At 67.5% G+C, this 26,275-nt stretch carries 20 protein-coding genes and 1 pseudogene; 6 read left to right on the forward strand and 15 right to left on the reverse strand.

The window, feature by feature from the left end; genetic code table 11:
• Positions 1-267: 267 nt before the first annotated feature.
• The 4 genes from CRM90_RS22150 to purN all read right to left on the reverse strand — a co-directional run bounded on the left by CRM90_RS22150 (position 268) and on the right by purN (position 5,930).
• Positions 268-2,256, reverse strand: a complete 1,989-nt coding sequence (locus tag CRM90_RS22150; RefSeq protein WP_102809087.1) for a vWA domain-containing protein — start codon at positions 2,254-2,256, stop codon at positions 268-270.
• Positions 2,249-3,631 (reverse strand): sigma 54-interacting transcriptional regulator, encoded by a 1,383-nt coding sequence (locus CRM90_RS22155; RefSeq protein WP_102809088.1) that lies wholly within the window; start codon positions 3,629-3,631, stop codon positions 2,249-2,251. The genes CRM90_RS22150 and CRM90_RS22155 overlap by 8 nt, the downstream gene beginning before the upstream one ends.
• 83 nt (positions 3,632-3,714) lie before the next feature.
• The gene (gene purH, locus CRM90_RS22160; RefSeq protein WP_102809089.1) at positions 3,715-5,304 is read right to left on the reverse strand and encodes a bifunctional phosphoribosylaminoimidazolecarboxamide formyltransferase/IMP cyclohydrolase; all 1,590 of its coding nucleotides are present in this window, start codon (positions 5,302-5,304) and stop codon (positions 3,715-3,717) included.
• Entirely contained in the window at positions 5,301-5,930 is a 630-nt protein-coding gene (purN, locus tag CRM90_RS22165; RefSeq protein WP_102809090.1) for a phosphoribosylglycinamide formyltransferase, read from the reverse strand. The genes purH and purN overlap by 4 nt, the downstream gene beginning before the upstream one ends.
• Before the next feature lie 242 nt (positions 5,931-6,172).
• On the opposite strand from purN, the gene CRM90_RS22170 reads away from it, so the two are divergent.
• Positions 6,173-6,721: a hypothetical protein gene (locus tag CRM90_RS22170; protein WP_142391420.1), complete on the forward strand. Its 549-nt coding sequence runs from the start codon at positions 6,173-6,175 to the stop codon at positions 6,719-6,721.
• 29 nt (positions 6,722-6,750) lie between these two features.
• Here the strand turns inward: CRM90_RS22170 and CRM90_RS22175 are convergent, their stop codons facing one another.
• The 3 genes from CRM90_RS22175 to sfnG form a co-directional block, all read right to left on the reverse strand.
• Positions 6,751-8,166, reverse strand: a complete 1,416-nt coding sequence (locus tag CRM90_RS22175) for a cell division protein PerM (RefSeq protein WP_102809092.1) — start codon at positions 8,164-8,166, stop codon at positions 6,751-6,753.
• Between the two features lie 49 nt (positions 8,167-8,215).
• Complete coding sequence (locus CRM90_RS22180) at positions 8,216-9,025, reverse strand: DUF5336 domain-containing protein (protein WP_102809148.1); 810 nt, start codon at positions 9,023-9,025, stop codon at positions 8,216-8,218.
• Between the two features lie 169 nt (positions 9,026-9,194).
• Positions 9,195-10,325 (reverse strand): dimethylsulfone monooxygenase SfnG, encoded by a 1,131-nt coding sequence (sfnG, locus tag CRM90_RS22185; RefSeq protein ID WP_102809093.1) that lies wholly within the window; start codon positions 10,323-10,325, stop codon positions 9,195-9,197.
• A gap of 119 nt (positions 10,326-10,444) precedes the next feature.
• On the opposite strand from sfnG, the gene CRM90_RS22190 reads away from it, so the two are divergent.
• Positions 10,445-11,296, forward strand: a complete 852-nt coding sequence (locus CRM90_RS22190) for an LLM class F420-dependent oxidoreductase (RefSeq protein WP_102809094.1) — start codon at positions 10,445-10,447, stop codon at positions 11,294-11,296.
• On the opposite strand, the gene CRM90_RS22195 is transcribed toward CRM90_RS22190, so the two are convergent.
• The 3 genes from CRM90_RS22195 to sucC form a co-directional block, all read right to left on the reverse strand.
• Entirely contained in the window at positions 11,293-12,825 is a 1,533-nt protein-coding gene (locus CRM90_RS22195) for an acetyl-CoA acetyltransferase (protein ID WP_102809095.1), read from the reverse strand. The genes CRM90_RS22190 and CRM90_RS22195 overlap by 4 nt on opposite strands.
• Before the next feature lie 124 nt (positions 12,826-12,949).
• Positions 12,950-13,852: a succinate--CoA ligase subunit alpha gene (gene sucD, locus CRM90_RS22200; protein WP_102809096.1), complete on the reverse strand. Its 903-nt coding sequence runs from the start codon at positions 13,850-13,852 to the stop codon at positions 12,950-12,952.
• A 13-nt stretch (positions 13,853-13,865) separates the two neighbouring features.
• Complete coding sequence (gene sucC, locus CRM90_RS22205; RefSeq protein ID WP_102809097.1) at positions 13,866-15,029, reverse strand: ADP-forming succinate--CoA ligase subunit beta; 1,164 nt, start codon at positions 15,027-15,029, stop codon at positions 13,866-13,868.
• 262 nt (positions 15,030-15,291) lie between these two features.
• Between sucC and CRM90_RS22210 the strand changes: the two genes are divergently transcribed.
• Both CRM90_RS22210 and CRM90_RS22215 read left to right on the forward strand, forming a co-directional pair.
• Positions 15,292-16,350 (forward strand): M23 family metallopeptidase, encoded by a 1,059-nt coding sequence (locus tag CRM90_RS22210; protein WP_102809098.1) that lies wholly within the window; start codon positions 15,292-15,294, stop codon positions 16,348-16,350.
• A 4-nt stretch (positions 16,351-16,354) separates the two neighbouring features.
• Positions 16,355-16,963, forward strand: a complete 609-nt coding sequence (locus tag CRM90_RS22215) for a hypothetical protein (protein ID WP_233209454.1) — start codon at positions 16,355-16,357, stop codon at positions 16,961-16,963.
• Here the strand turns inward: CRM90_RS22215 and CRM90_RS22220 are convergent.
• Together CRM90_RS22220 and pcrA are read right to left on the reverse strand one after the other, a co-directional pair.
• A complete protein-coding gene (locus CRM90_RS22220; protein WP_102809100.1) occupies positions 16,934-17,797 on the reverse strand; it encodes a phosphatase PAP2 family protein in 864 nt (287 codons plus the stop codon). The genes CRM90_RS22215 and CRM90_RS22220 overlap by 30 nt on opposite strands.
• Before the next feature lie 16 nt (positions 17,798-17,813).
• Positions 17,814-20,168, reverse strand: a complete 2,355-nt coding sequence (gene pcrA, locus CRM90_RS22225; RefSeq protein ID WP_102809101.1) for a DNA helicase PcrA — start codon at positions 20,166-20,168, stop codon at positions 17,814-17,816.
• Between the two features lie 209 nt (positions 20,169-20,377).
• On the opposite strand from pcrA, the pseudogene CRM90_RS22235 reads away from it, so the two are divergent.
• Positions 20,378-20,685, forward strand: a pseudogene (locus tag CRM90_RS22235) (chorismate mutase).
• Here CRM90_RS22235 and CRM90_RS22240 read toward each other — a convergent pair.
• The 3 genes from CRM90_RS22240 to CRM90_RS22245 all read right to left on the reverse strand — a co-directional run bounded on the left by CRM90_RS22240 (position 20,682) and on the right by CRM90_RS22245 (position 24,566).
• On the reverse strand, positions 20,682-22,706 hold the full coding sequence (locus CRM90_RS22240) for an SGNH/GDSL hydrolase family protein (RefSeq protein ID WP_102809102.1): 2,025 nt from the start codon (positions 22,704-22,706) through the stop codon (positions 20,682-20,684). The pseudogene CRM90_RS22235 and the gene CRM90_RS22240 overlap by 4 nt on opposite strands.
• Before the next feature lie 180 nt (positions 22,707-22,886).
• The gene (locus tag CRM90_RS31040; RefSeq protein WP_233209455.1) at positions 22,887-23,051 is read right to left on the reverse strand and encodes a hypothetical protein; all 165 of its coding nucleotides are present in this window, start codon (positions 23,049-23,051) and stop codon (positions 22,887-22,889) included.
• 57 nt (positions 23,052-23,108) lie between these two features.
• Positions 23,109-24,566 carry an NAD-dependent succinate-semialdehyde dehydrogenase gene (locus tag CRM90_RS22245; RefSeq protein WP_102809103.1) on the reverse strand — a complete coding sequence of 486 codons (1,458 nt, stop codon included), beginning with the start codon at positions 24,564-24,566 and terminating at the stop codon, positions 23,109-23,111.
• Between the two features lie 50 nt (positions 24,567-24,616).
• On the opposite strand from CRM90_RS22245, the gene pgi reads away from it, so the two are divergent.
• On the forward strand, positions 24,617-26,266 hold the full coding sequence (gene pgi, locus CRM90_RS22250; protein ID WP_102809104.1) for a glucose-6-phosphate isomerase: 1,650 nt from the start codon (positions 24,617-24,619) through the stop codon (positions 26,264-26,266).
• Positions 26,267-26,275: the final 9 nt, after the last annotated feature.

The raw sequence follows: 26,275 nt of genomic DNA on the forward strand, positions 1-26,275 counted from the left end.
CGGCAAGCGGTACCACGGAATTCGGGGACTTAAGTACTTCGCTTTTTTCACACCAATCACGCAGGACTGGCGGGCGTCCGGTAGCCAATTGACGGTGGAGAAACATTCGGGTTACCGACGTGTTGCACGTGTTCGCTACCTCCGTACGCCCGAGAACCTTGACGTCAATAACAAACTCGTTTGCCACGCCCTTTGCTGAGCACACCATCAACCGGGCCACCACGCAGGGGCGTCCCAGATTTGCTGAATACCTGAGAGCTTCTCAGTTCATGGCCGGCGCCGGCGCGACCGCAGGTAGTCGCCCACGACCGCCGCGCCCAGACCGTCCAGGTCCGGCACCACCACCCGGCCCTCGACGCGGCGAGCGACCTGATCGATGAATCGGGCCAGGCCGGGGTCGTTTCCGAGTCGGAAGATCGTCACCTGCGCACCGAGTCGCGCGACCTCGTCGAAACCGCGCACAGTGTGCGCGATGGTCCGCGGATGCGGCGGGTAGTCAAAGAACACCGACGAACCCCTACCGTCGAAATCCTCCAGGTGCGCCGTGGGCTCACCGTCGGTGACCACCAGTACCACCGGTTGGGCGTTGGGGTGGCGGCGCAGATGCCGTACCGCCAGCGCCAGCGCGTGGTGCAGATTGGTGCCCTGCTCGTAGACACCCTCGAGCCCGGTCAGCTCGGCCGCGCTCACGGTGCGGGCGTAGCGGCCGAAGGCGATGATCTGCAGCGCATCCGAGCGGAACCTGGTGCTCACCAGATGGTTGAGCGCCAGCGCGGTCTGCTTCATCGGCAGCCACCGGTTCTCCATCACCATCGAGAACGAGGTGTCGACCAGTAGCGCCACCGCCGACTGCGTGCGAGTCTCGGTTTCCGACACCTCGACGTCGTCGACACTGATCCGCAACGGCCCTTCGGCCGGCCCGCCGGCCCGCCGCAGCACCGCGTTGGTCAGGGTGCGGGTGACGTTCCAGGGCTCGGTGTCGCCGAACGCCCACGGCCGGGTGGCGCCGGTGAGTTCGCCTGCCGCGCCGGCACGACGAGTGTCGCGCTCACCGTGCCGGCCCGAAAGCTGTTGGGCGACATCGCGAAGCGCGGTCTGCCCGAGCTGGCGCATGGCCTTGGGCGACAGCCGCCACTGCCCGTCGGAACCGCGATCCAGGAAGCCCTGGTTCATCAGCGCACGTTCCAGCTCGGCCAGCGTCCGCGCATCGATGGCGGCCTGATCACCGAGCTGACGGGCCAGCGCGTCGAGGTCTACGTCATCCATGGTGGCACCGGCGTAGCTCTGCGACAGCTGCTCGGCAAGCTGCTCGAGTTCGGCGATGTCGGCCATCGCCTGGGCGCCCTCCCCCATACCGAGCGGGTTGTCGCCGGAGAATTCCGACGAACCGGTCCAGTCCTCACCCGGCCGGGCAGCCTGCAGGTGCGAGTCGAGCCGATTCAGCGCGTTCATCAGTTGCGGTGAACCGAACGCCTGCTGCGCCAACGCATCCAGCTCGGCGCGCTGGTCCGGGGTGAGACTGTTGCGGAAGCGCTGCGCGGCCGCAGCCCGCTGCGCCAGCGAATCGAGTAGTTCCTCGACGTTCTTGGGATTCTCCGGAAAGTACTGGCCGTGCTTGCGCATGAAGTCGTCGAAATCTTGCGCGCTGTCCTCGCCGCGAGAGTGCTTGTCCAGCAGGTCGTTCAGGTCGTCGAGCATCTCGTTGACCGCTTGCCGGTCCTCATCGGTGGCGTTCTCGAGCGCCTGCTTCATGCCGGCGAACCGCTGATCGAGCATCTCCCGGCCGAGCAGATCCTTGATCTGCTCGTACTTCTGGCGCGCCTCCGGGCTGCGCCAGTTGTAGTCCGACAGCTCTTGCACGGCCTTGGCCGGCGACGGCGAGAGCGACTCGATCTGCAGCTCCTGGAATCGGGCGTCGTCGTCCAGCGCGCGCGCCAGTTCCTTGCGCTCAGAGAGCACCGCGTCGTCGAGCAGCTTCTTGATCTCTTGCAGGGTGCCGTCAAGGTTGTTGCGGTTCAACAGCTCTCGGCGCCGACGGTTCACCTCCGCGGCGAGCCTGTCGGCACCCTTGGTGTTCTTGGTTCCGCGTCGCAACAGCTCGGACAAGGCACGCCGCGGCGACGTGCCCTCCATGACGTCCTGCCCGATCTGCTCGAGCGCGTCGCGCAGATCCACCGGCGGGGCAAGCGGATCAGGGCCCCCGGTATAGGCCGAATACCGGGAGTCGTGTGAGTGTCCCCGATCCGCTTTAGCCATAGACGGTTTCGCCTTCTCCTGTCACCTTGTCGATCCGCTTCGCGAGATACAGTGCCTCCAGGGCCAATTCGAGCGCTGCGGCCCGCTCCCCTTCGGTTTCGGCGTCCAGCCGCTTGGCGATCTCGTCGATCACCGGCAGGTCCGGCAATGCCGCCAGCACGTCCTTGGCCGCGACCTGCTCGCCGGTGGTCACCGCAGAGCCACCCTCGACGGCCGCCACCAGCGTGCCGACGTCGATGCCGCCCAGCACCCGCTGTGCGGTGTCGGCGGTGGCGCGACGCAGCAGATGCTCGAGCACCGCCTGCTCGCGCCCCTCCTCGCCGGACTCGAACTCCAGCTTTCCGCGCAGCACGTCGATGATCGTGCCGAGGTCGACCACGCGGGCCACCGGTTCCTCCTCGCCCAGGATCGCGCCGCGATGGCGGGCCGAGGCGGCAACGGTCTCGGCGGCGGCGATCGCGAAGCGCGCGGACACACCGGACCGCTGGTCGACCGAATTGGACTCCCGCAGATAGCGCGCGAATCGGGCGATGATCTGCATCAGGTAGGTCGGAACCTGCGCCGACAGGTGCGCCTCCTGGGTGATCACGCCGACCTCGGCGTCGAGTTCACGCGGGTAGTGCGTGCGGATCTCGGCGCCGAAGCGGTCCTTCAGCGGAGTGATGATGCGCCCGCGGTTGGTGTAGTCCTCGGGGTTGGCGCTGGCCACCACCAGCACGTCCAGCGGCAGCCGCAACGTGTAGCCGCGCACCTGGATGTCGCGCTCCTCCATCACATTGAGCATCGAGACCTGGATGCGCTCGGCCAGATCGGGCAGCTCGTTGACCGCGACGATGCCGCGATGCGCCCGCGGGATCAGGCCGTAGGCGATGGTCTCCGGGTCACCGAGACTGCGACCCTCGGCAACCTTGATCGGGTCGATGTCACCGACCAGGTCCGCCACGCTGGTATCCGGGGTGGCCAGCTTCTCGGTGTAGCGCTCACTGCGGTGGCGCCACTCGATGGGCAGATCGTCACCGGACTCCCCTGCCCGCCGGATCGACTCCGGGGTGATCGGCGTGTAGGGATGCTCGCCGAGTTCGGACCCGGCGATCACCGGTGTCCACTCGTCGAGCAGATTCTGCAACGAGCGCAGCAGCCGGGTCTTGCCCTGCCCGCGCTCGCCGAGCAGGACGAAGTCGTGCCCGGCGATCAGCGCCCGTTCCAGCTGCGGCAAGACGGTGTCCTCGAAGCCGAAAATGCCAGGCCAGACCTCATCTCCTTCGGCCAGCGCGGTCAGGAGGTTCTCCCGGATCTCCTGCTTGACGCTGCGCTCCCGATGCCCGGAAGCGCGCAGTTCGCCAAGAGTGCGGGGAAGGTTGTCAGGTGAAGTCACCTCTCCACGCTACGACTGCCACGCCACCGGGGCATTACGCGGTCAGCGCAAAGTCATATTTCGCCCGGCCGGAATACCCGCGGTCAGTGCGCGAAGTGCCGGGCCCCGGTGAGGTAGAGCGTGATCCCGGCCTTCGCCGCGGCCTCGGTCACCAGTTCGTCGCGCATCGATCCGCCGGGGTGCACGACGGCCTTGACGCCCGCCGCCGTCAGCGTCTCCAGCCCGTCCGGGAACGGGAAGAACGCGTCGCTGGCCGCCACCGCACCGCGGACCCGCTCGCCACCACGCTCCACCGCCAGCCGTGCCGCGTCGACACGGTTGACCTGGCCCATGCCCACCCCGACCGTGGCGCCATCGGCGGCCACCACGATCGCGTTGGACTTCACCGCGCGGCAGGTGCGCCAGGCGAACCGCAGGTCGGTCAGCGTCGCCGCGTCCGCCGGGGTGCCGGTCGCCAGGGTCCAGTTCGCCGGGTCGTCGCCGGGTGCGTCCAGCGCATCGCGCTCCTGGATCAGCAGACCTCCGCTGATCTGGCGCAACTCCGCTCCACCGACCGGTGGCTGGGCGGCCACGAGCACGCGAATGTTCTTCTTGCGGGCCAAGATCTCCACCGCACCGGGCTGATAAGCCGGCGCGATGATGACCTCGGTGAAAATCTCCGAGACGAACTCGGCCATCTCCACCGTGATCTCGGTGTTGGCCGCGATCACCCCGCCGAACGCGCTCAGCGGATCGCATTCGTGGGCCTTGCGGTGCGCATCGGCCACCGACACCGACGAGATCGCGATGCCGCACGGGTTGGCGTGCTTGATGATGGCGACGCAGATCTCCTCGTGATCGAACGCGGCCCGCCATGCCGCATCGGCATCGGTGAAGTTGTTGTAGGACATCTCTTTTCCGTGCAGCTGCTCGGCCTGGGCCAGACCCGGCCAGCCGGACTCGTCGCTGTAGAGCGCGGCCTGCTGATGGGGGTTCTCGCCGTAGCGCAGCTGCGAGGTGCGCCGCCAGGTGCGGCCGAACCACGGCGGCAGGAGGGCCGCCGCATCTTCTTCCGGGCCCTCCTCGGGGGCCAGCACCGAGCCCATCCAGCCGGCGACCGCGACGTCGTACTCCGCGGTGTGCCGAAAAGCCAGTGCCGCCAACTTCTGTCGCTCGGCGAGCGTGAAGCCACCGGACCGGACCGCGGCCAGAACGCCGTCGTATCCGAGCGGATCGACGACGACAGCCACGCTGGCATGGTTCTTGGCGGAGGCGCGCACCATCGAGGGACCGCCGATGTCGATCTGCTCGACGCACTCCTGCACCTCGGCACCCGAATCGACGGTCTCGGTGAACGGATAGAGGTTGACCACGACGAGGTCGAACGGCTCGATCTTCAGCTCGCCGAGAGCCGCGAGGTGCTCCGGCTTGCGGGTGTCGGCAAGCAGACCGGCGTGGATGTGCGGGTGCAGCGTCTTGACCCGGCCGTCGAGAATCTCGGGAAAGCCGGTGACGAACTCCACCGGGGTGACCGGGATGCCTTTGTCGGCAATAGTTTTGGCGGTCGAACCGGTGGAGACGATGGCCACGCCCGCCTCGTGCAGACCCTGCGCGAGCGGGATCAGTCCGCTCTTGTCGTACACGCTGATCAGCGCGCGCCGGATCGGCCTCTTGCCTACAGTCCCCGCGGTCATCCTATGGTCGCCTTTCTGCCACTCCAGGTCACGCCGCGCTGAGCCAGCGCGGCCAGCACATCCACCAACAGCCGCCGTTCGGTGACCTTGATGCGTTCGTGCAACGTGTCTTCGTCGTCATCGTCGAGAATCTCGATAGGTTCCTGAGCCAGGATCGGGCCGGTGTCGACTCCGGCGTCCACCAGATGCACCGTGCACCCGGTGACCTTGACCCCGTAGGCCAGCGCGTCGGGCACCGCGTGAGCGCCCGGAAACGCCGGAAGCAGCGCCGGGTGGGTGTTGACGACGCGACCCGGGAATCGCGAAAGAAATTCCGGCCCAAGTATTTTCATGAACCCGGCCGATACGATCAGGTCCGGACGGTGCGCTTCGGTGGCGTCGGCGATCGCGGTGTCCCAGTCGGCGCGGCTCGGGTGGTCCTTCAGACGCACGCAGAATGTGGGGATCGACGCGGCCTGCGCAATCTCGACGGCGCGACAGTCCCGGTCCACCCCGACCGCCGCGACCCGCGCGGGATAGTCGCCGACGGCGGCGCTCAGCAGCGACTGCAGCAGCGATCCGGTTCCCGAGGCCAGGACGACGAGCCGCGCCGGCGCACTCGGCGGGATGTGGATCGGATGCTGCACGGCGATGAGCCTAGCGGGAACGGCTCTGTGCGCACGCGGCACCGACCTGCCCTCGCGAGGCAATGGCATCACCTCCAGGAAGCTGCTAGTTTGCTGTGAGCCCGTGGATTACAGCGTCTGTGGGTGAGCAACGCCGGCCAGCGGCAACGGCTGCGGTGTATCGGGTAACCCGATTCGGTGTTCGCGATGACCAATTTTCGGACTCAGGGCAACGCCGCCCGGGAAGTTACGACGTGATCAACATGCGAGCCGCAGCAGCGGCGCCCCTGGTTGCCATTGCGATGGCGACCGCTACCTCCGCGGTGAGCAATGCGGCTCCCGATATCGTGGGCAGGACGTTCGATGAGGCGAACTCGATACTGCGATCGGCCGGGTACACGGCGGTCGTCGTCGCCACGTTCGGTGGACGAACAGAGCGTGCCGATTGCATCGTGACCCAACAGGGGAACCGCCAGTCATCCGACGGGCAAGAGGCCTTGTTGGCGCTGAACTGCAACGCTCCGCTCGCGGGCCCCGGCGTACCGGGAAACTCCGCCGCCAGTCCCGCCGGCCGAGCGGCCGCAGCAGCGGTGGTCCGGGTATCCAAGGCCAACGTAGAACAATCACTGGTGAGCGAACTCGCATCGGGCCCCGGCCAGTCGTGGGCGCAATGCTCCGGCGATCTCGTCGGAGTCATCGACAGCAGCATCGACTGCACGGTGTTGGCCGACAGCGACAAGCAGACGTACACCTTGACGGTCACCGACATCGAGGACGGCCGGATCAGCTACAACATCGGCCCGAAGCAATAGCAGCTCGTCGCCCGCGGGGCGACGGATCCTCAGCGTTCAGTCCGCCCGGTGTCGATGTCGTCGTCGACGACCATCAGGTCCTCGACGTCTTCGAGATCAGGTGCCGGCCGGACCGCCTGCGGCGGCGGCGCGGGGTCGGGCTCGGGTTCCGGTTCGACCTCCGGTACCGGCTCCGGCTCGGCCGTCATGTCCGGGATGGGCGTGGTGAGCGCCTCGTCGTCGGCGAGGTCGTCGGCGAGGGCGTCGTCAGTAAGGTCGTCGAGGAGCGGTTCCTCGACCGGTGCCACCGGAGCCGGCGGCTTCACCCGTTTCGGACGGCGGCGCACGCCGCCGGTCAGCACCACGGTCAACGCACCGATCGCGAAGAACCAGAAGAAGACCGCCGGGCCGAAGGTGCTCTGGTCCACCCCGACGTCGCCGAAATTGCCGAGCTGCCCACCGCCGGCGTAACCCAGGGCGGCCATCGTGACGGCCGCGAGCAGCGACGCGACCGCCACCTTCGCCAGAGCCGTCGGCCAGGGCAGCGGTCTGCGCGCACACTGCTGGCCGACCGCGACCCCGGACGCCGCACCGATGATCAGCAGCGCAACCCACACCGGCCCGAGCGGTGGCGTCGGCACCGCGGCCAGGATCGGAACCGCGGGGATGTCACCGCCGAAGACGGTGAACGAGCTAAATGTGGCGAACCCGATGTGGGCGCTCGAGCCGACCGCCATCGCCGAGGTCCCGACGATCACGTTGGGCACGTACAGCGCGGACAGCAAGGTGAGGCTGAGCTGCCCGAACAGCGAATCAGTGACCGCGTACAACTCGTGCATGGTGCCCCAGTGCACGACCAGCGACACCGTGGTGACCGCACCGGACAGTCCCAGCAGCGCCAGCAGCCCGGCCAGCGCGGCCCGCACGGTGTCGCCGAGCCACAGCGGTAACCGCAGGGCCGCAAGCGCCCGCCACCCCACCTGCGAGCCGACCCCGATCAGCGCTCCGATGCCGTGCACGGCCAGCACCCCGGAGAATGCGCGCAGCGCGCTCGGGGTCTGCAACTCGGTGATCACCGAGGAGGCGTCGTGGATAACGGCCAAGGCGATCGCCGCGAACAGCAGCGGTCCGCCGACGGCCGAGGCGACGATCCACCGGGTGACGAACCAGGAGGCGCGCGGTGAGGTCGCGTGCGCGCACGTGCGTGCGGTGCCCGCGACCATCAGCAGCACCGGCAGCAGCGGCAACACCGCGAGCTGGTGGCCGGCGATCGAGATGGGCACCTGGTGCACGGCCAGCCACATGCTGGCGATCGCACCCAGGGTGCCCGTCATGTCGCTGTTGGCGATGACGAGCTGCAGCAGGGTCACCGCGGCGATCACCACCAGGGCGACCACCGACGGCCCGAACGCAACCCGGACCAGGTCGCGCGCCTGGCGCGCGCCGACTGGCCGCTTGTCCTCCATCCGTGTCACTCGACGCGCCGGTCAGGCGTGGTGCGCGAAGAGCGCCCGGTTAGGACGGGCTCTGACCCGACGGCGACGATGACGGCGCCTGGGGCTGCTGCTGTTCCGGCTGTCCGGCGGGCTGCTGCTGGCCCGACCCGCTCGACGGCGGTGGGCTGAAGCTCGGGAATCCGGTCGGCGGCGTCGGCGGGCCGCTCTGCGCACCGCCGAAGTTCGACGGACCGGACGTGTAGCCGCCGCCGTACTGGGACGGGTAATTCGGCCGCGGCGGGATTCCCTGCGGCGGGCCCTGCGGACCGGGCTGGCCGTAGTAGCCGCCGGGAGGCGGACCGTACTGACCGAACTGTTCGTACCGGGGCCGGGGCGCCGGCGCGGTGATGATGCCGGCCTCCAGCAGCAGCGCCGCCACCGCGGCGATGGCCTGCAGCAGGGTGAACGCGAGCAGCAGCCACAGCCCCCAGCCGACGGAGAAGCCGGTCGGCTTGCTGATGACCTGAGCGATCGCCATCAGCACCGCGATCACCGATGCGGTGGCGATGACGCCGCCGTAGTCGCGGGCCTTGGGCAGCAGCGCTGCCGCCGCCAGCAGCGCGGCAATCAGCGTCGCGACCACCGGGTAACCGCCGCCACCGCCGGTCAACTCGGCGCCCCCGAAGGGGCCGAGGTCGGCGTGGACGGTGAGGATCGGCCCGAAGCTGGCGAGGTACGCCGCCAGGCCCAGCACGATGGCGGCGACGTTCAGGTACTGCGGCAGCTTGCTCGGTCCGGCCTCGGCCGGCGCGAACGACGACGTGGGCGCACCATAGGGACCGCTCGGCTGCGACGGTTGGTAGCCCGGATTCGTGGGCGGGTAAGTCATGGCCTCTCCTTCAGCCTTGTCACGCCGCGCATCCCCCGCGGCGCTGCGTCGGTTGTGGCTCTCGAACGGACCCGCAGGTCGGCGTTCGCACACCACGCTATCGCACAGCGCCGTGGCCGCCGCGACCATCGGCGTGTCACACAGGCAGTTGGTAACCGGCCGTGAGGACTCAGGCGGAGGCCTGAAGGGGCGCGGCGATCGAATCGCTCTCGGCCGCTTCGATTTCGCGCACCAGCGGCAGCACCCGCGCGCCGAAGTACTCGATCTCCTCCTGGAAATGCAGGAAGCCACCGAGGATGAGGTCCACGCCGCGCTTGCGGTAGGCGGAAATCCGCTCGGCGATCTGCTCGGGGGTGCCGATCAACTGGGTACGGAAGCCGTCGTTGTATTGGACGAGGTCTTCATAGGTCGAGTCGGCCCACATCCCGCGCTTGTCCGCGGTCGAGGCGCCGGCTTGCTGCACGGCGGCGTGAAACCCTTCGACCGCCGGTTTGTCGGCCTTGGCGATGATCTCTTTAAGGACTTCCCTCGCTTCTTTTTCGGTGTCCCTGGCGATGATGAAGCCGTTGAGTCCGAACTTGACTTCCCGGTGGGCGTCGCGGGCGTGGTCGCGAACCTCGACGAGTTGCTCGGTGACGCCGTCGAAATCCTTGCCGTTGGAGAAGTACCAGTCGGCGTAGTGGCCGCCGTTGCGCCGTGCGGCGGTGGAGTTGCCGCCCTGGAAGATCTCCGGGTTGGGCCGTTGCGGTGTGTTGAGCGGCTTGGGCTTCAGGGTGAAGTCGTGGATGCGGTAGAAGTCACCGCGGAAATCCACGTCGTCCTCGGTCCAGATCTTGCGCAGCACCTGCAGGAATTCGGCTGTCCGGCGGTAGCGCTCGTCGTGCTCGAGCCATGGTTCGCCCAGGTGGGTGAATTCGTCCTTGAACCAGCCGGACACCACGTTGACGGCGAACCGGCCGCCGGACAGATGGTCGGCGGTCGCGCCGAGCTTGGCCAGCACCCCGGGTTGCCACAGGCCGGGGTGGACGGCGGCGATGAGCGTGAGCCGCTCGGTGGCCAGCAACAGCGCCAGCGAGAAGCTGGTCGATTCGTGCTGGAATTCAGCACCGTAGCTGGCCTCGTAGCGGACCTGCGACAGCGCGTATTCGAAGCCGTTGTTCTCGGCGGTCTGTGCGAGTTTGACGTTGTATTCATAGTTCCAGTCGGTGCGTTGCTCGATGGTGCTGGTGACCAGGCCACCACTGACGTTGGGCACCCAGTAGGCGAATTTCACGTGGTCGGCGATGCGTTCGGTCGTCATGCTTTGCATCGTTGCGACGACCGTCGGCGGGGTCACCCCTTTTACTCGCCGAGAGTGCAGATGTCGCCCACTGAGACGCCACCTTGCCGGGGGTTGGGCAACTCGTTCTAATGCAGCCCATGGATTACGGGCTCGTTCTGTTCACCAGTGACCGCGGCATCGCCCCTGCGGCGGCCGCCAAGCTCGCCGATGAGCACGGCTTCACGACGTTCTACGTGCCCGAGCACACGCACATCCCGGTCAAGCGCGAGGCCGCGCACCCCACCACCGGTGACGAGTCGCTGCCCGACGACCGCTACATGCGCACCCTGGATCCGTGGGTGAGTCTCGGCACCGCGGCCGCGGTGACCTCCACGGTGCGGCTGTCCACCGCGGTGGCGCTGCCGGTCGAGCACGATTGCATCACTCTGGCGAAATCAATTGCCACCCTTGATCATTTGTCCGGCGGCCGGGTCAGCCTGGGTGTCGGGTTCGGCTGGAACACCGACGAGCTGATGGACCACAACGTGCCACCGGGTCGGCGTCGCACGATGCTGCGTGAGTACATCGAGGCCATGCGCGAACTCTGGACCAAGGAGGAGGCCGAATACGACGGCGAGTTCGTCAAGTTCGGTCCGAGCTGGGCCTGGCCCAAGCCGGTTCAGTCGCACATCCCGGTGCTCGTCGGCGCGGCGGGTACCGAGAAGAACTTCAAGTGGATCGCCCGCAGCGCCGACGGCTGGATCACGACGCCGCGCGACTTCGACATCGACGAGCCGGTGAAGCTGCTCCAGGACACCTGGGCAGCGGCAGGCCGCGACGGTGCGCCGCAGATCGTGGCTCTCGACTTCAAGCCGGTGCCCGAGAAGTTGGCGCACTGGAAGGACATTGGCGTCACCGAGGTGCTGTTCGGCCTGCCGGACAAGTCCGGCGACGAGGTCGCCGCCTATGTGGAGCGACTGGCCGGAAAACTCAGCGCACTGGAGCTCTAAGCCAGCGTTGCGCGGTTCTTGCCGTCCTCGCCCGCGGTGACGTTGATCGCGGCGCCCAGCGGGTCGCCGTCGCTCATCAACGCCACCAGGGCTGGGTCGGTGGTGATGGCCATGAACCGGCTGAGGTCGGCGTCGAGGCGGCCGATGATGACCCCGGTGCGCTCGGGCCAGTCGTAGCGCACCGAGTACGTCTCGATCACGCCGCTGCCGTTGGCGTTCCGGGTGACCGGCACCTTCGGCAGGGCGGCGATGTCCGCCTGCAGTTCCGTGCTGCGGTCGGGCGTCCACTCGATCGGCGTGGTGGAGTAGACCCCCACCGAGTACTTGCTCATCACACCGCCGTTGGCGCCCACCAGTCCGAATGCACCTGGCTTGTCGCGCATCGCGGCGACGGTCTCGGCGATGCCGTGCAGCGAATAGCTGTTGCCCGGTCCGCCGAAGTACGGCAGGCCCCCGGTGAGGGTGAGCCCGCGCGGATCGTCGGCGGCCAGCCCGAAGTCGTCGCACACCGCGAAGACCGGGAACGGGAAGCAGCTGTAGAGGTCGAAGGTGGCCACGTCGTCGATGCCAATGCCGGCCACCCGAAGTGCCTCTGCCACAGCCTGTTTCGACGAGTAACTGACGCCGACATCGGCACGGTCCAGCAGATCCTGCTCGCGCTGATCCGCGTGACCGTGCAGGTACACCCACTTCTCTTCGGGCACACCGAGTTCGCGGGCGGCGGACACCGACATGAGCAGCGCGGCCGCGCCCTGGTTCACGGTGTCGCGGGCCACCAGCAGCCGGGGATACGGGTCGCAGATCATCCGGTTCTCAGCGGTGACCGTGGCGATCTCGTCGACCGAGCGCTCCACCGGTGACGACGAAAACGGATTCTTGGCAGCGACTTTCGAGAACGGCGAGAACAGCTCGGCCATCGTGCGCCGGTAGGAGTCGACATCGAGACCCAGCCGGGCACGCCGCGCGTTGTCCAACAACCCGTACTGCACCGGTGCGCCGGTCAGCCCGTGGTTGGCTGTGTACTCGCTCATGTACTGCTCGAAGCCGTACCCGCGGTCCTCGAGCTGGCCGCCAACAGTTTCGCTGTGGTCGGGTTTGTCGTCCTTGCCCTCGAACGTCTTCAGCGTCGAACCGTTCTCCGAGCCGAGGATCAACGCCACCTCGATCTCGCCGGCCGCGATGGCGCCGGCGAACTCGGTGACCAGCTTCTGCGGGCCGTTGCCGCCGATGGATTCGAGCACGGCACGCTTCGGGTCGGCGCCGACGCGGTTGGCGACCGAGCGGATGTAGTTGTCCGAGCACCCCAGCGGCGCTGTCGCGTACGGCGTGCAGATCTCGAACTGCCGCAGGCCCGCGAACACCTCGATCGACGCGGCGACGGCAGCGTCGTCCGCGCCGGTGTCCGCAAGCGCGGCCCGAACCGCCTCGGTGGCCAGCTCGACCGCCGACATACCCCGGTAGTCCGGGTCGTCAATGCGCTCGGTGAACTGCCCGACGCCGACGATGACGGGGGTACGCGGATCGACCATAGTTCGACAGGCTAATAGAACGTGTTACCGTTTTGCCAACCGGGGGCGTGGCTACCGCCCGAAAACGACATCAGGGCTGCGATCCGGTGTGGATCACAGCCCTGACGGCGGACTCGATGACGAATTACAGCCCCTGCAGGATCTCCCTGGCCAGGTTGGCGGTCTCCGACGGCGTCTTGCCGACCTTGACCCCGGCGGCCTCGAGTGCCTCCTTCTTGCCTTGAGCCGTGCCTGCGCCGTCCGAGACGATCGCACCGGCGTGGCCCATGGTCTTGCCTTCGGGCGCGGTGAACCCGGCGACGTAGCCGACGACCGGCTTGGAGACGTTGGCCTTGATGTAGGCGCCGGCCTTCTCCTCGGCGTCGCCGCCGATCTCGCCGATCATCACGATGATCTTGGTCTCGGGATCTTTCTCGAACGCCTCGATGGCGTCGATGTGGGTGGTGCCGATGACCGGGTCGCCGCCGATGCCGATGGCGGTCGAGAAGCCGAGATCGCGCAGCTCGTACATCATCTGGTAGGTCAGCGTGCCGGACTTGGACACCAGGCCGATCGGGCCCTTGCCGGTGATGTTGTTCGGCGTGATGCCGACCAGCGCCTCACCGGGGGTGATGATGCCGGGGCAGTTCGGCCCGATGATGCGGGTCTTCTCGCCCTTCTCGACGTTATAGGCCCACGCATAGGCGCTGTCCTGCACCGGGATTCCCTCGGTGATGACCACCAGCAGCGGGATCTCGGCGTCGATCGCCTCGATGATGGCGTCCTTGGAGAACGCCGGCGGCACGAAGGCGATCGACACGTCGGCGCCGGTCGCCTTCATGGCCTCGGCCACCGAACCGAACACCGGCAATTCGATGTCGTTGCCCTCTTTGTCCTTGTGCGACACCGTAGTACCGGCCTTGCGCGCGTTCACGCCGCCGACCACCTGGGTGCCGGCCTTGAGCATCAGCGCGGTGTGCTTGGTGCCCTCACCGCCGGTGATGCCCTGGACGATGACCTTGTTGTCCTTGTTCAGGAAGATAGACATTGGTTCTAGTCCCTTACTTGTTGGCCAGCTCGGCGGCCTTGTCGGCGCCGGCGTCCATGGTGTCGGCCTGGATCACCAGGGGGTGGTTGGCTTCGTTGAGGATGCGGCGACCCTCTTCGACGTTGTTGCCGTCGAGACGCACGACGAGGGGCTTGTTCGCACTGTCGCCGAGCTTCTTCAACGCGCCGACGATGCCGTTGGCGACCGCGTCGCACGCGGTGATGCCGCCGAACACGTTGACGAACACGCTCTTGACCTGGCTGTCGCCCAGGATGACGTCGAGACCGTTGGCCATCACCTCGGCCGAGGCGCCACCGCCGATGTCGAGGAAGTTGGCGGGCTTCACGCCGCCGTGCTTCTCACCGGCGTACGCGACGACGTCCAGGGTCGACATGACCAGACCCGCGCCGTTGCCGATGATGCCGACCTCGCCGTCGAGCTTGACGTAGTTGAGGTCGTTCTCCTTCGCCTTCAGCTCAAGCGGATCGGTGGCGTCCTTGTCCTCGAACTCGGCGTGGCCGGGCTGGCGGAAGTCGGCGTTCGCGTCCAGGGTGACCTTGCCGTCCAGCGCCAGGATCTGATCGTCGGGCGTGCGCACCAGCGGGTTGACCTCCACCAGGGTGGCGTCCTCGCCGGTGAAGACCTCCCACAGCTTCTGGATGGTCACCGCTGCGGCGTCGAGCACCTCGGCGGGCAGGTGGCCCTTCTCGGCGATCTCGCGAGCGAAGGCCAGGTCGACACCCTTGACGGCGTCGACCGGCACCTTGGCCAGCCGGTCCGGCTTGGTGGCGGCGACCTCTTCGATCTCCACGCCGCCCTCGACCGAGCACATGGCCAGGTAGGTGCGATTGGAACGATCGAGCAGGAAGGAGATGTAGTACTCCTCGGCGATGTCGCTGGCCTCGGCGACCAGCAGCTTCTTCACGACGTGACCCTTGATGTCCAGGCCGAGGATGTTCTTGGCGTGGGTGTAGGCGTCGTCGGGGGTCGCGGCGTACTTGACGCCACCGGCCTTTCCGCGGCCGCCTACCTTCACCTGGGCCTTGACCATGACGGGCTTACCGATTTCCTCGGCAATGGCCTTGGCGTCCTCCGGCGAGTCGGTGACCCGGCCGGGAGTGGTGGGAACGTTGTGCTTGGCGAACAGTTCTTTCGCCTGATATTCGAAAAGATCCATGAGCTCACTGTCTGGTCGGCGCTGACTGTTTTGTTGACGAAGTGGTGTTAAGGAAGTCGCTCCGGGGAGGAACTGTATCTAGACGCTCCGAGGACTCCGTCCTCGCGTACCGCTCATGTGGTACATCTCACCGCGGAGTTGAAGTGATTCAACTCACAATCCTCCGTGGAATAACGCCTTGGGTTGCGACCTGTATTAGATCTTCGTTAACGTCGTCGGGGTCTGAGATAACGCTTTGGTCACGACTAAGGGACATCGAGTTTTGACGCAGCATCGGCCGGCACCGAGCACCATCGGAGCTTCTTCGGCCTCGCAGCCTTCGACCAGGCCTTTCGATCGCCAAGCGCCCGGCAAGCGAGCCCTGGATCCGGAGCGGCTCGACGTCACCGACATCATCCCGTTCAACGAATTCGGCGATCTCTGCGATATCGATTTCCGCGAGAGCACCGCTTTCGCCAGCCTTCAGGTGGCGCGCTGCCCCGAACTCGACGACCTGCACGACGCGGACGACGCCCAGCCGCTGCGTCTGGCCGTGCCCACCGAGTTCGCCCCGTCCCGCCCCGAACGCGCTGAGGTCCCGCGCTACGTCAACGACGACAACACCGACGTGCTGCCCCGCACCCCGCAGCACCGCAGGCAGCCCACCGGCGCCGTCAAGGGCCGCGTGATGATCGCCGCCATGGCCGCGGGCGCCGCCGCGGCCGCGGCCTACACCGCGGTCAAGCCCGCCACCGACACCACCACCCAGACCGTGCTGGCCGCCGACAAGACCCCGATGGACGGCTCGGTGACCACCCCGCGCGGCGTGCAGCTGATCGCGGTGAAGCCGGTCGCCGACGCCGTCGTGCACGGCGAAGAGCTGGCCAACGGACAGGCCTTCGCGCAGGAACGCGCCGAGCGCGAAGCCCGCTTGCAGCGGCCACTGTTCGTCATGCCGACCAAAGGCGTCTTCACCTCCGGCTTCGGTTACCGCTGGGGCGCGCTGCACGCCGGCATCGACCTGGCGGCTCCGATCGGGACGCCCATCGTTGCCGCCTCCGACGGCGTCGTTGTCGACGCCGGCCCGACGGCCGGGTACGGCGCCTGGGTGAAGATCCGCCATTCCGACGGCACGGTCACCCTCTACGGCCACGTGAACACCTGGACGGTCCAGATCGGCCAGCGAGTCTTCGCCGGCGACCAGATCGCGACTGTGGGCAACCGGGGCAATTCGACCGGCCCGCACTTGCATTTCAGCGTGCTGCAGAACGGCATCAACTTCATCGACCCCGTGCCCTGGCTGGCGAAGCGGGGCCTTACGGTCGGCCCCTACGTCGGCTGACCTGGTGTCCGAGCCGAACGAGCCGCACACCCGCATCATCCGGCGCCAGCCGTCCGGACCGATTCCTCAACCCGACGAGCCGCGCACCAGCATCATCCGGCGCGCGCCCACCGGGCCGATCCCCGCGGTGCCCGACGATCGCACCGTCAACATTCCTCGCCCGCCTGCCGACGAGGCGCCGACCGGACTGATCCGGCGCGCAACCCCGGTCGCGGTTCCGGCCCGGCCGGGCGCGGTCGACGTCTCCACCGGGCGAACCGCGATCGCGGCCAGCGCCGTCAGCATCGTCAGCGGCTGGGCCACCGGCGTCGTCGCCACCGACCTGATCACCGGATGGTGGGGCACCGATCGACTGTTCTGCGTTGCGGTCGGATTCCTCACCCTGCTGTTCGCGGTCACCAGTATCGCCGGGGTGATCGCATTACTGCTGCGCCGCTCCGTCGGCCGCTACCTGATCGCGTTCGGCGCCGTAATCGCGCTGCTGACATTCGGCAGTGTGTTCGTCGCCGGAGCGCGAATTCCGTTGGCGGTGTATGTGATTCCAGTGTTACCGCTGGCCAGTCTGATCCTGGCGTTGCATCCGTCAACCCGACGCTGGTGCCGGCTGCGCTGAGCGCCTCCGGCTTTCCCACCACGCCCCGACGACGATCACGCCGATCGCCCACGCCGCACCAAGGAAAGCCCCGGCGACGACGTCGCTGACGTAGTGCACACCCAGATAGACCCGGGAGAAGCCGACCATCCCGGCGACGGCTGATGCGCTCGCCCACAGCGCCACTCGAGCCGTCCAACCCCGGATGACCCAGCCTGCCATCCAGGCGAGCAGCACCGCGACGGCGACACCGCCGGTGGCGTGACCGGAGGGGAACGAGAAACCGTCTTCGACGATGACGGCGGTCCACGACGGCGGACGACTGCGCCCGACCATCCACTTGGCCACCACCAGCACCACCCCGACGCCGATCAACCCGGACAACCCGAGCACCGCGGGCAACCAGGACCGGATCCGCCAGCAGACCCATGCACTGACGATGACGGTGATCACCACCAATGACAACGGATCAGCAACGTGGGTGAGCACTTTCAACACCGCGGTCAGCCCCGCGTCACGATGGCCGACAAACCATTGACTGACCGGTTGATCGACATACGAGTCGATCTCGCCCTCCAGGACGTCGTCGAGCAACTCGGTGAAGCCCGCCGCCAACAGCGCGACCAACACGATGCCCGACACCAGCGCCAAGACCGCGGTCACGTCCACCGACAACCACTGCGCCAACCTGGTCGCGGATCCGCCGAGGCGTCGGACCGCCCACGACCGCACGGTGACCGCGATGCGCGTCTCCCGCACGCGAGCCATCGCGGCCAGGAAGAACCCCTGATGACGCGCCACCCAGATGCACACCAGGCACCAGGCCAGGAGCGCGGCCACCACGAAGGCAGTCACGATCGCACGGTCGCGATCAGAGCTTCTGGATGGGTGCGTGGTTGTGCATCAGCTTCACCCGGCCGGCGCTGCCGAAGTCGATCAGCGACATCGCCGACTCCCCCATCCCGGACACCTCCTCGACGCGGCCGAGACCGTACTTGTCGTGGTTGACCCGGTCACCGGGTGCGAGCACCACCAGCGCACGCTTACCGCCACCTGCGGGACGCGCCGGTGACGGTCGCGGGGTGCCGACCAACCCACCCGCTCCAGGAGAAAATCGGCCCGGCGCACTATAGGACGGCGCGGGATCGGTTCGGCGCCAGTCGAGCAGATGCTCCGGAATCTCGCGCAGGAACCGGGATTCGGGGTTCAGCATCGGCTGCCCCCACGAGGAGCGGACCTTCGCGCGGCTGAGGTAAAGCCGTTGGCGCGCACGGGTTATGCCCACATAGGCCAGCCGGCGTTCTTCGGAGAGCTCGGCCGGATCCCCCAGCGCCCGCATGTGCGGGAACATGCCGTCCTCCCAGCCGGTGACGAAGACGACCGGGAACTCCAGGCCCTTGGCGGTGTGCAAGGTCATCATCGTGACCACCCCGGAGCCGTGCTCGGGCAACTCGTCGGAGTCGGCGACCAGCGACACCCGCTCCAGGAACTCGGCGAGTATGCCGGTCTGTGGCACGTCCTCATCGGCGTCGTCCTGCTCTGCCGCCAGTGCGGCGGCATTGGCCCGGTCGATACTGAATTCGTGTGCGACGCTGACCAATTCGTTGAGGTTGTCCAGCCGGGCCAGGTCCTGCGGGTCGCTGGAGGATTCCAGCTCGTTGCGGTAGCCGGTGCGGTCCAGCACGGCCTCGACCAAGTCCCCGAGCTCGTCGTCGAGCTTGCCGCGCAGGTCGTCGATCAGGTTGACGAAGCTCGCGATCGCCTTCTCCGAGCGGGTGTTCAGCATCGGTACCTTGCCGGCGGCCGCGGCGATCAGCGCGTCGGCGAAGGTGCTGCCGGTGTTCTCGGCGTACACCGCCACGCAGGCCTCGGCGCGGTCGCCGATACCGCGGCGCGGGGTGTTCAGGATGCGCCGCAGGCTGACGGCGTCACCGGGGTTGTCCAGCACGCGCAGGTAGGCGACGATGTCGCGAATCTCCTTGCGCTCGTAGAACCGAACGCCGCCGACGACCTTGTACGGGATGCCGGCCCGGATGAACACCTCTTCCAGCGAGCGCGACGAGTTGTTGGTCCGGTAGAACACCGCGAAATCGTTGTAGGAGAACCCGCCAGCCCCATGAGCACCGTCGGCGAGTGCATCGATCTCGCTTGCGACGAACCTGGCCTCGTCATGCTCGTTGTCGGCGACATAGCCGACGATCAGCTCCCCGTCACCTTCGTCGGTCCACAGCCGCTTCTCACGGCGGTTGGCGTTGCGCGAGATGACGGAGTTGGCCGCCGTCAGGATGTTCTGGGTCGACCGGTAGTTCTGCTCGAGCAGGATCGTGGTGGCGTTGGGAAAGTCACGCTCGAAATCCTCGATATTGCGGATCGTCGCGCCGCGGAACGCATAGATCGACTGGTCGGCGTCGCCGACCACGCACAGCTCACTGGGCGGCACGGTGTCGGTATCGGGTGCGCCCACTCCGACGAGTTCGCGCACCAGCACATACTGGGCGTGGTTGGTGTCCTGATACTCGTCGACCAGTACGTGCCGGAACCGCCTGCGGTAGTACTGCGCGATCTGCGGGAAGTTCTGCAGGACGGCGACGGTCTCGCCGATCAGGTCGTCGAAGTCCAGCGCGTTGGCCGCGCGCAGCCGTCGCTGGTATTCGCCGTAGACGCTGGCCACCGTGCGGGCCAGGTCGTCGGATCCGGGCTCGAGTGCGGCGACCGCATCCTCCGGCACGATCAGTTCGTTCTTCAGGTTCGAGATCGCGTTGGACAGCAGTCGCGGCGTGTACCGCTTGGTGTCCAGACCCATGTCCTTGGCGATCATCAGCAGCAGGCGCCGCGAATCGTCGGCGTCGTAGATCGAGAAGTTCGAGTTCAGCCCCGGCAGCAGCGAGGCCTGGTTGCGCAGGATCCGCACGCAGGTGGAGTGAAACGTGGACACCCACATGTTCCGCGCCCGCGGACCCACCAGCGCGACCACCCGCTCGCGCATCTCGGCGGCGGCCTTATTGGTGAACGTGATCGCCAGCACCTGGCCCGGGCCGACGTCGCGGGCGGCCAGCAGGTACGCGATCCGGCGGGTGAGGACCGCGGTCTTGCCCGACCCGGCGCCGGCCACGATCAACAGCGGGGGCCCCTCGTGCAGCACCGCCTGGCGCTGCTGGGGGTTGAGGCCCTCGAGGAGTTCGGCCGCATCGGCCGGGGGTTTGAAATCTGTCACGTGCACACTCATGTCCGACCCAACTTACCGCTGTATGGCGACAGTTTTTTTGCGAAGCCGGGCTTCGGAGTGGCACACTCGTCAACGTGCTTTCTCCGCAGCGTCGATTTTTCTACGGGTACCGGTCCGCGGTGCCCGTGGGTATCTAGCTGCTCAACCCGAGAGCCCCGCGGTCCGCATCCGGACCCGGGGCTCGTCTCTTGTGTGAGGCCCGGGATCGAATGAGACCAGACCCACACACGAGGAGAACGAAGCGATGACTCTGGAAATGGTTCCTGAAGCCGAGAACAACATCGACAGCCTGCGCGGCGAGATCGACCGCCTCGACGCCGAGATCCTGGCGGCGGTCAAGCGCCGCACCGAGGTGTCCCAGGCGATCGGCCGAGCCCGGATGGCGTCCGGCGGCACCCGGCTGGTGCACAGCCGTGAGATGAAGGTCATCGAGCGCTACAGCGAGCTGGGCCAGGACGGCAAGGATCTGGCGATGCTGCTGCTGCGCATGGGCCGCGGCCGGCTCGGGCACTCCTAGCGCACGGCGTCCAAGAGCCAGGGCGTCATCCACTTGACCGCGTTCGGCGTGGGGTGCACGCCGTCGATGCGGACCTGAACACCGTTGATCTTGTTGGTGTAGCCGCCGTTCGGCGCGAGCTTCTTGTTCAGATCGAGCACGGTCACGTTCTTGCGATCGGCTACGACTCTGCGCAGCAAGGCATTCCACTGGTCGACCCGGCTGGGCTGATCCTCGGGGTACAGGTTGCCGTTCGTCTGCTCACCGTGCCTGCTGTACGGCTCGGTCGCCACCACCACCAGCGCCCCCGTGGAGCCGAGGATGTCCAGCGCGTGCCGCAGTTCGCTCTCCAGGTACTTGTCGAAATCGGGCTGGCCGATGTGGGCCCACTTGCCATTCCACTTGCGGTCCACCACCTCCCAGCGGCCGACCATCATCAGCACCACATCGGGCCGGTCGTGGCCGATGCGCTGCGCCCAGCGTTCCGGCCAGGCGTCGCATTCCGGCTTCTGTTCCAGGCTCTGCCCGGAGTAGCGGTACGGGCCGCCTCGGACCAGGCCGCAGCCGATGGTGGTGCGGTCCAGGAAATTGATGCCGGGGGTGGGCGGCAGATACCGCATCATCGTCCACCCGATGGAGTCACCGAACACCGACACGGTGTGCGGGCGCGGCCCGACCTGCACCGGCGCGGCCAGTCGCACCGTCTCCACCGGGGAGACCAGCGCGGCCTGGGTGACGTCGGGGCTCGACGCGTCGATGCGGGTTCCCACCGGCACGACGACGACTGCGACGGCGACGGCCGTGGCCATCGTCGCCGCCGCCAGCCGAAGCTGGGGAACGTGCACGGGTCGCCAGCGCCGAACGGGACGTTCGATGAGCCACCAGGACCCGACCGCCGCGAGCAGCGTGATCGCGCAGCGCGCGGCGAACAGCGGGTATCCGGTCCACCCGGTGCGCTCCCCGGTGAGCACCAGGAACACCGGCCAGTGCCAGAGGTACACGCCGTAGGAGACGACGCCGAGCGCCACCAGCGGCGGGGTGGCCAGCACCCACGCCACCGGACCGTTCTGTTCGAGCGCGACACCCGCGATCACCGAGACGGCGGCCACGGCGACGACGATCAGCAGGCCGTTGCGGAATTCGGCGGCGCTGCCGGTCGCGACGTGCGTGATCGCGGCAAGGACCGCCACTCCGGCAACCGGCACCCCCGCGGCCAGCCAGCGGCCCCACCGCGACCGGATCAGCGGCCAGCCCGCCATCATCGCCGGCCAGTCCCGCACCAGCAGTGCGGCGGCCGCGGCCCCGATCAGCAGCGCCTGCGCACGGGTGTCGGTGCCGAAGTACACGCGGTTGAGCGAGTCGTCGTCGGCCATCAGGATCGCCTCGGTGGCCGACGCCGCCGTTCCGACGAGGGCGAGGACCAGCACAGCCCACCGGACCGCGGTGATGGTCGGCGTCTTCTTGCGACGGCGGGCGATCACGGCCAGCAACACCGCCACCGCCGCGATGAGCACCGGCCAGATCAGGTAGTACTGCTCCTCGACGCCCAGCGACCAGGTGTGTTGCAGCGGTGAGGGCGGAGCGCCCTGGCTGAAGTAGTCGGTCTGGTGCGACACGAACGCCCAGTTCGCCATCCACAGGAACGCGGCGACCGCATCGTTGCGCAAGCCGCTGACGGCGTCGGGCGGGAACAGCAGCCGCGCAGCGATCACCGCCAGCACCATCAACAGCAGCGCGGGTAGCAGCCTGCGGGCCCGTCGTACCCAGAACGCGCCGAGGTCGAGCTGGCCGGTGCGACCGATCTCGTCGAGCAGCAGCGAGGTGATGAGGAAGCCGCTGAGCACGAAGAAGACGTCGACGCCGATGAATCCGCCTGCGACACCGGGGATTCCGCTGTGTCCGATCAGAACGAGTGCGACGGCGACCCCGCGGATCCCGTTGAGCGCGGGAATGCCCGAGCCGCGGGGCCGTGGCCTGCGCAGTTGGCTCGGTTGCGAGACGGGATCAACCCAGGGACTTTGCGCAAAGACGCGCGCCGTCACACCATGCCCTCCTAGTTCTTCGGTGCTGTGAAATCTAGTTCGCAGGCACCGCTGATCAGCGCAGGCGCGCGGTCGTTTACGTCAATTCCTTGCCGCACCCGGCATACACACGTCGGCCGGGGGTTCACCTCGGGCGTTGCGGGGGGACGCGGCCGACCGGGTGGCCCGGTCGGCTGAGATTCAGCAGCGCGTCAGGTCCCGGTCGACGATCTTGGGGCGCTGCGGAGCCTCGGGCAGCAACTGGTCGAGGGTCAGCATCAGGCCGGCGACGGCGCCGGAGAGTTGCGCGGTGACGAGCTCAGACACCCCTCGACGCGCAGGAGCCTGAGGAAGGCCGATCTTCATGGCGCTTTGGTTACCCCACGCTTGCAATTGCAAGCGTGAAGCGCGCCACAGTTAGCACTACTTGGTCAGCGCGATGTACTTGGTGTCCAGGTATTCGTCGATGCCTTCGGTGCCGCCCTCGCGACCGAAGCCGGATTCCTTGACGCCACCGAACGGCGCGGCCGGATCGGAGATCACGCCCCGGTTCACCCCGACCATGCCGGATTCGATCGCCTCGGCGACCCGCAGCGCCCGGTCCAGCGACTCGGTGTAGATGTAGGCCGCCAGCCCGTATTCGGTGTTGTTGGCGGCGGCGACGCCGTCCTCCTCGGTGTCGAAGCCGATGATCGGCGCGACGGGCCCGAACACCTCCTCGGTGAGGATCCGCGCGGTCGGCGGGATGTCGGTGAGGACGGTGGCCGGGTAGAAATTGCCCGGCCCGCCGGGGGCCTCGCCACCGAGGGCGACCTTCGCCCCCTTCTCGACGGCGTCGTTGACGAGTTCCTGAACCTTGTTCAGCTGCTTGGTGTTGATCAGCGGCCCCAGCTTGCTCGACGGGTCCAGCCCGTTGCCCAGGTTCACCTCGGCCATGCGCTTGACGAACTTGTCGGTGAATTCCTCGATCACCGCGTTGGCGACGTGGATGCGGTTGGCCGCGGTGCACGCCTCGCCGCCGTTGCGCATCTTGGCCAGCATCGCGCCCTCGACCGCGGCATCGACGTCGGCGTCGTCGAAGACCACGAACGGAGCGTTGCCGCCCAGCTCCATCGAGGTGCGCAGCAGCTTGTCGGCGGACTGCGCGACGAGCGCCTTGCCGACCCCGGTGGAGCCGGTGAAGGTCAGCTTGCGCAGCCGGCCGTCGTCGATCAGCGCCTTGGTGACCTCGCCCGGCCGGCTCGTGGGCAGGATCGACAGCACACCCTTGGGCAGACCGGCCTCGGCCATCAGCTTGGCCAGCAGCAGCATGGTCAGCGGGGTCTCCTGGGCCGGCTTGATGATCATGGTGCAGCCGGCCGCGAACGCGGGGCCGATCTTGCGGGTTCCCATGGCCAGCGGGAAGTTCCACGGCGTGATCGCGTAACAGGGGCCGACGGGTTGCTTGGTGACAATGATGCGGCCGGTACCGGCCGGCGACGGGGTGTAGCGGCCGCCGATGCGCACCGCCTCCTCGGCGAACCAGCGGAAGAACTCGGCGCCGTACTTGACCTCACCCATGCTCTCGGCGACGACCTTGCCCATCTCCAGGGTCATCAGCGCGGCGAGATCGTCGGCGCGGTCGATGATCGTCTCGAACACCGAACGCAGGATCTCGCCACGATCCCGCGCCGGGGTGGCTGCCCACTTCGCCTGCACCGCGCACGCGGCATCGAGGGCGGCGACGGCGTCCTCGGCGGTGGCGTCGGCCACCGTCGCGATGACCTCGTCGTTCGACGGGTCGAAGACCTCGAAGGTGGACGACCCCGGCCGCTCTTCTCCGCCGATCCACAAACCTGTGGGAACCGACGACAACAGCCGTTCAATGTCTGGGGTGCTCATACCTCCATCATGTACACCTTTGGTCACCTCGTCACACTAGGGTCGAACGAATGACTGGAGACATTTCCGCCACGCCTGAATGGAACGCGCTGAGTCGCCACCACGACCAGATCGCCGGGAAGCACCTCCGCGAGTTTTTCCACGAAGATCCCGCCCGCGGCCGCGAGCTCACGCTGACCGTCGGCGACCTGTACATCGACTACAGCAAGCACCGCGTCACCCGGGAGACGCTGTCTCTGCTGGTGGATCTCGCCCGCGCCGCGAACCTCGAACAGCATCGCGACGCCATGCTGTCCGGCCAGCACATCAACACCTCCGAGGACCGTGCAGTGCTGCACACCGCACTGCGTCTGCCGCGTGACGCCACGCTGGAGGTCGACGGCCAGAACGTGGTCGCCGACGTGCACCAGGTGCTCGACGCGATGGGCGACTTCACCGACCGGCTGCGCAGCGGCGAGTGGACCGGCGCCACCGGCGAGCGGATCAAGACCGTCGTCAACATCGGCATCGGCGGCTCGGATCTGGGCCCGGTGATGGTGTATCAGGCGTTGCGGCACTATGCCGACGCCGGCATCTCTGCGCGGTTCGTCTCCAACGTCGATCCTGCCGACCTGGTCGCCAAGCTCGACGGACTCGACCCTGCCACAACGCTTTTCATCATCGCCTCCAAGACGTTCTCGACGCTGGAGACACTGACCAACGCCACCGCCGCCCGGCGCTGGCTCACCGACGCTCTCGGCGACGCCGCGGTGTCGAAGCACTTCGTCGCGGTGTCGACGAACAAGAAGCTGGTGGACAGCTTCGGCATCAACACCGCCAACATGTTCGGCTTCTGGGACTGGGTGGGCGGCCGCTACTCGGTGGATTCAGCGATCGGCCTGTCGGTGATGGCGGTGATCGGCCGGGAGGCGTTCGCCGACTTCCTGTCCGGTTTCCACATCGTCGACCGTCACTTCGCCACCGCCCCTTTGGAATCCAACGCGCCGGCACTGCTCGGGCTGATCGGCCTGTGGTACTCCGACTTCTTCGGCGCCGAGACCCGTGCGGTGCTGCCGTACTCGAATGACCTGTCCCGGTTCGCGGCGTATCTGCAGCAGCTGACGATGGAGTCCAACGGCAAGTCGGTGAAGGCCGACGGTTCCCCGGTGACGACGCCGACCGGCGAGATCTTCTGGGGCGAACCGGGAACCAACGGCCAGCACGCGTTCTACCAACTGCTGCACCAGGGCACCCGGTTGGTGCCCGCCGACTTCATCGGGTTCTCCCAGCCCATCGACGACCTGCCGACCGCCGACGGCACGGGCAGCATGCACGACCTGCTGATGAGCAACTTCTTCGCCCAGACCCAGGTGCTGGCGTTCGGCAAGACCGCCGAGGAGATCGCGGCCGAAGGCACCCCGGCCAATGTCGTTCCGCACAAGGTGATGCCGGGCAACCGGCCGAGCACGTCGATCCTGGCGGACCGGCTGACCCCGTCGGTGGTCGGCCAGCTGATCGCGCTCTACGAACATCAGGTGTTCACCGAAGGCGTGATCTGGGGTATCGACTCGTTCGACCAGTGGGGCGTCGAGCTGGGCAAGACGCAGGCGAAGGCGCTGCTCGGGGTGATCACCAGTGACGGCTCGCCGCCCAAGCAGACCGACAGCTCGACCGACGAGCTGGTGCGCCGCTACCGGGCGGAACGGGGCCGGACTCGCTGAGCCGGGTTC

Source organism: Mycobacterium sp. ENV421, assembly GCF_002887815.1.
Classification (GTDB): Bacteria; Actinomycetota; Actinomycetes; order Mycobacteriales; family Mycobacteriaceae; genus Mycobacterium.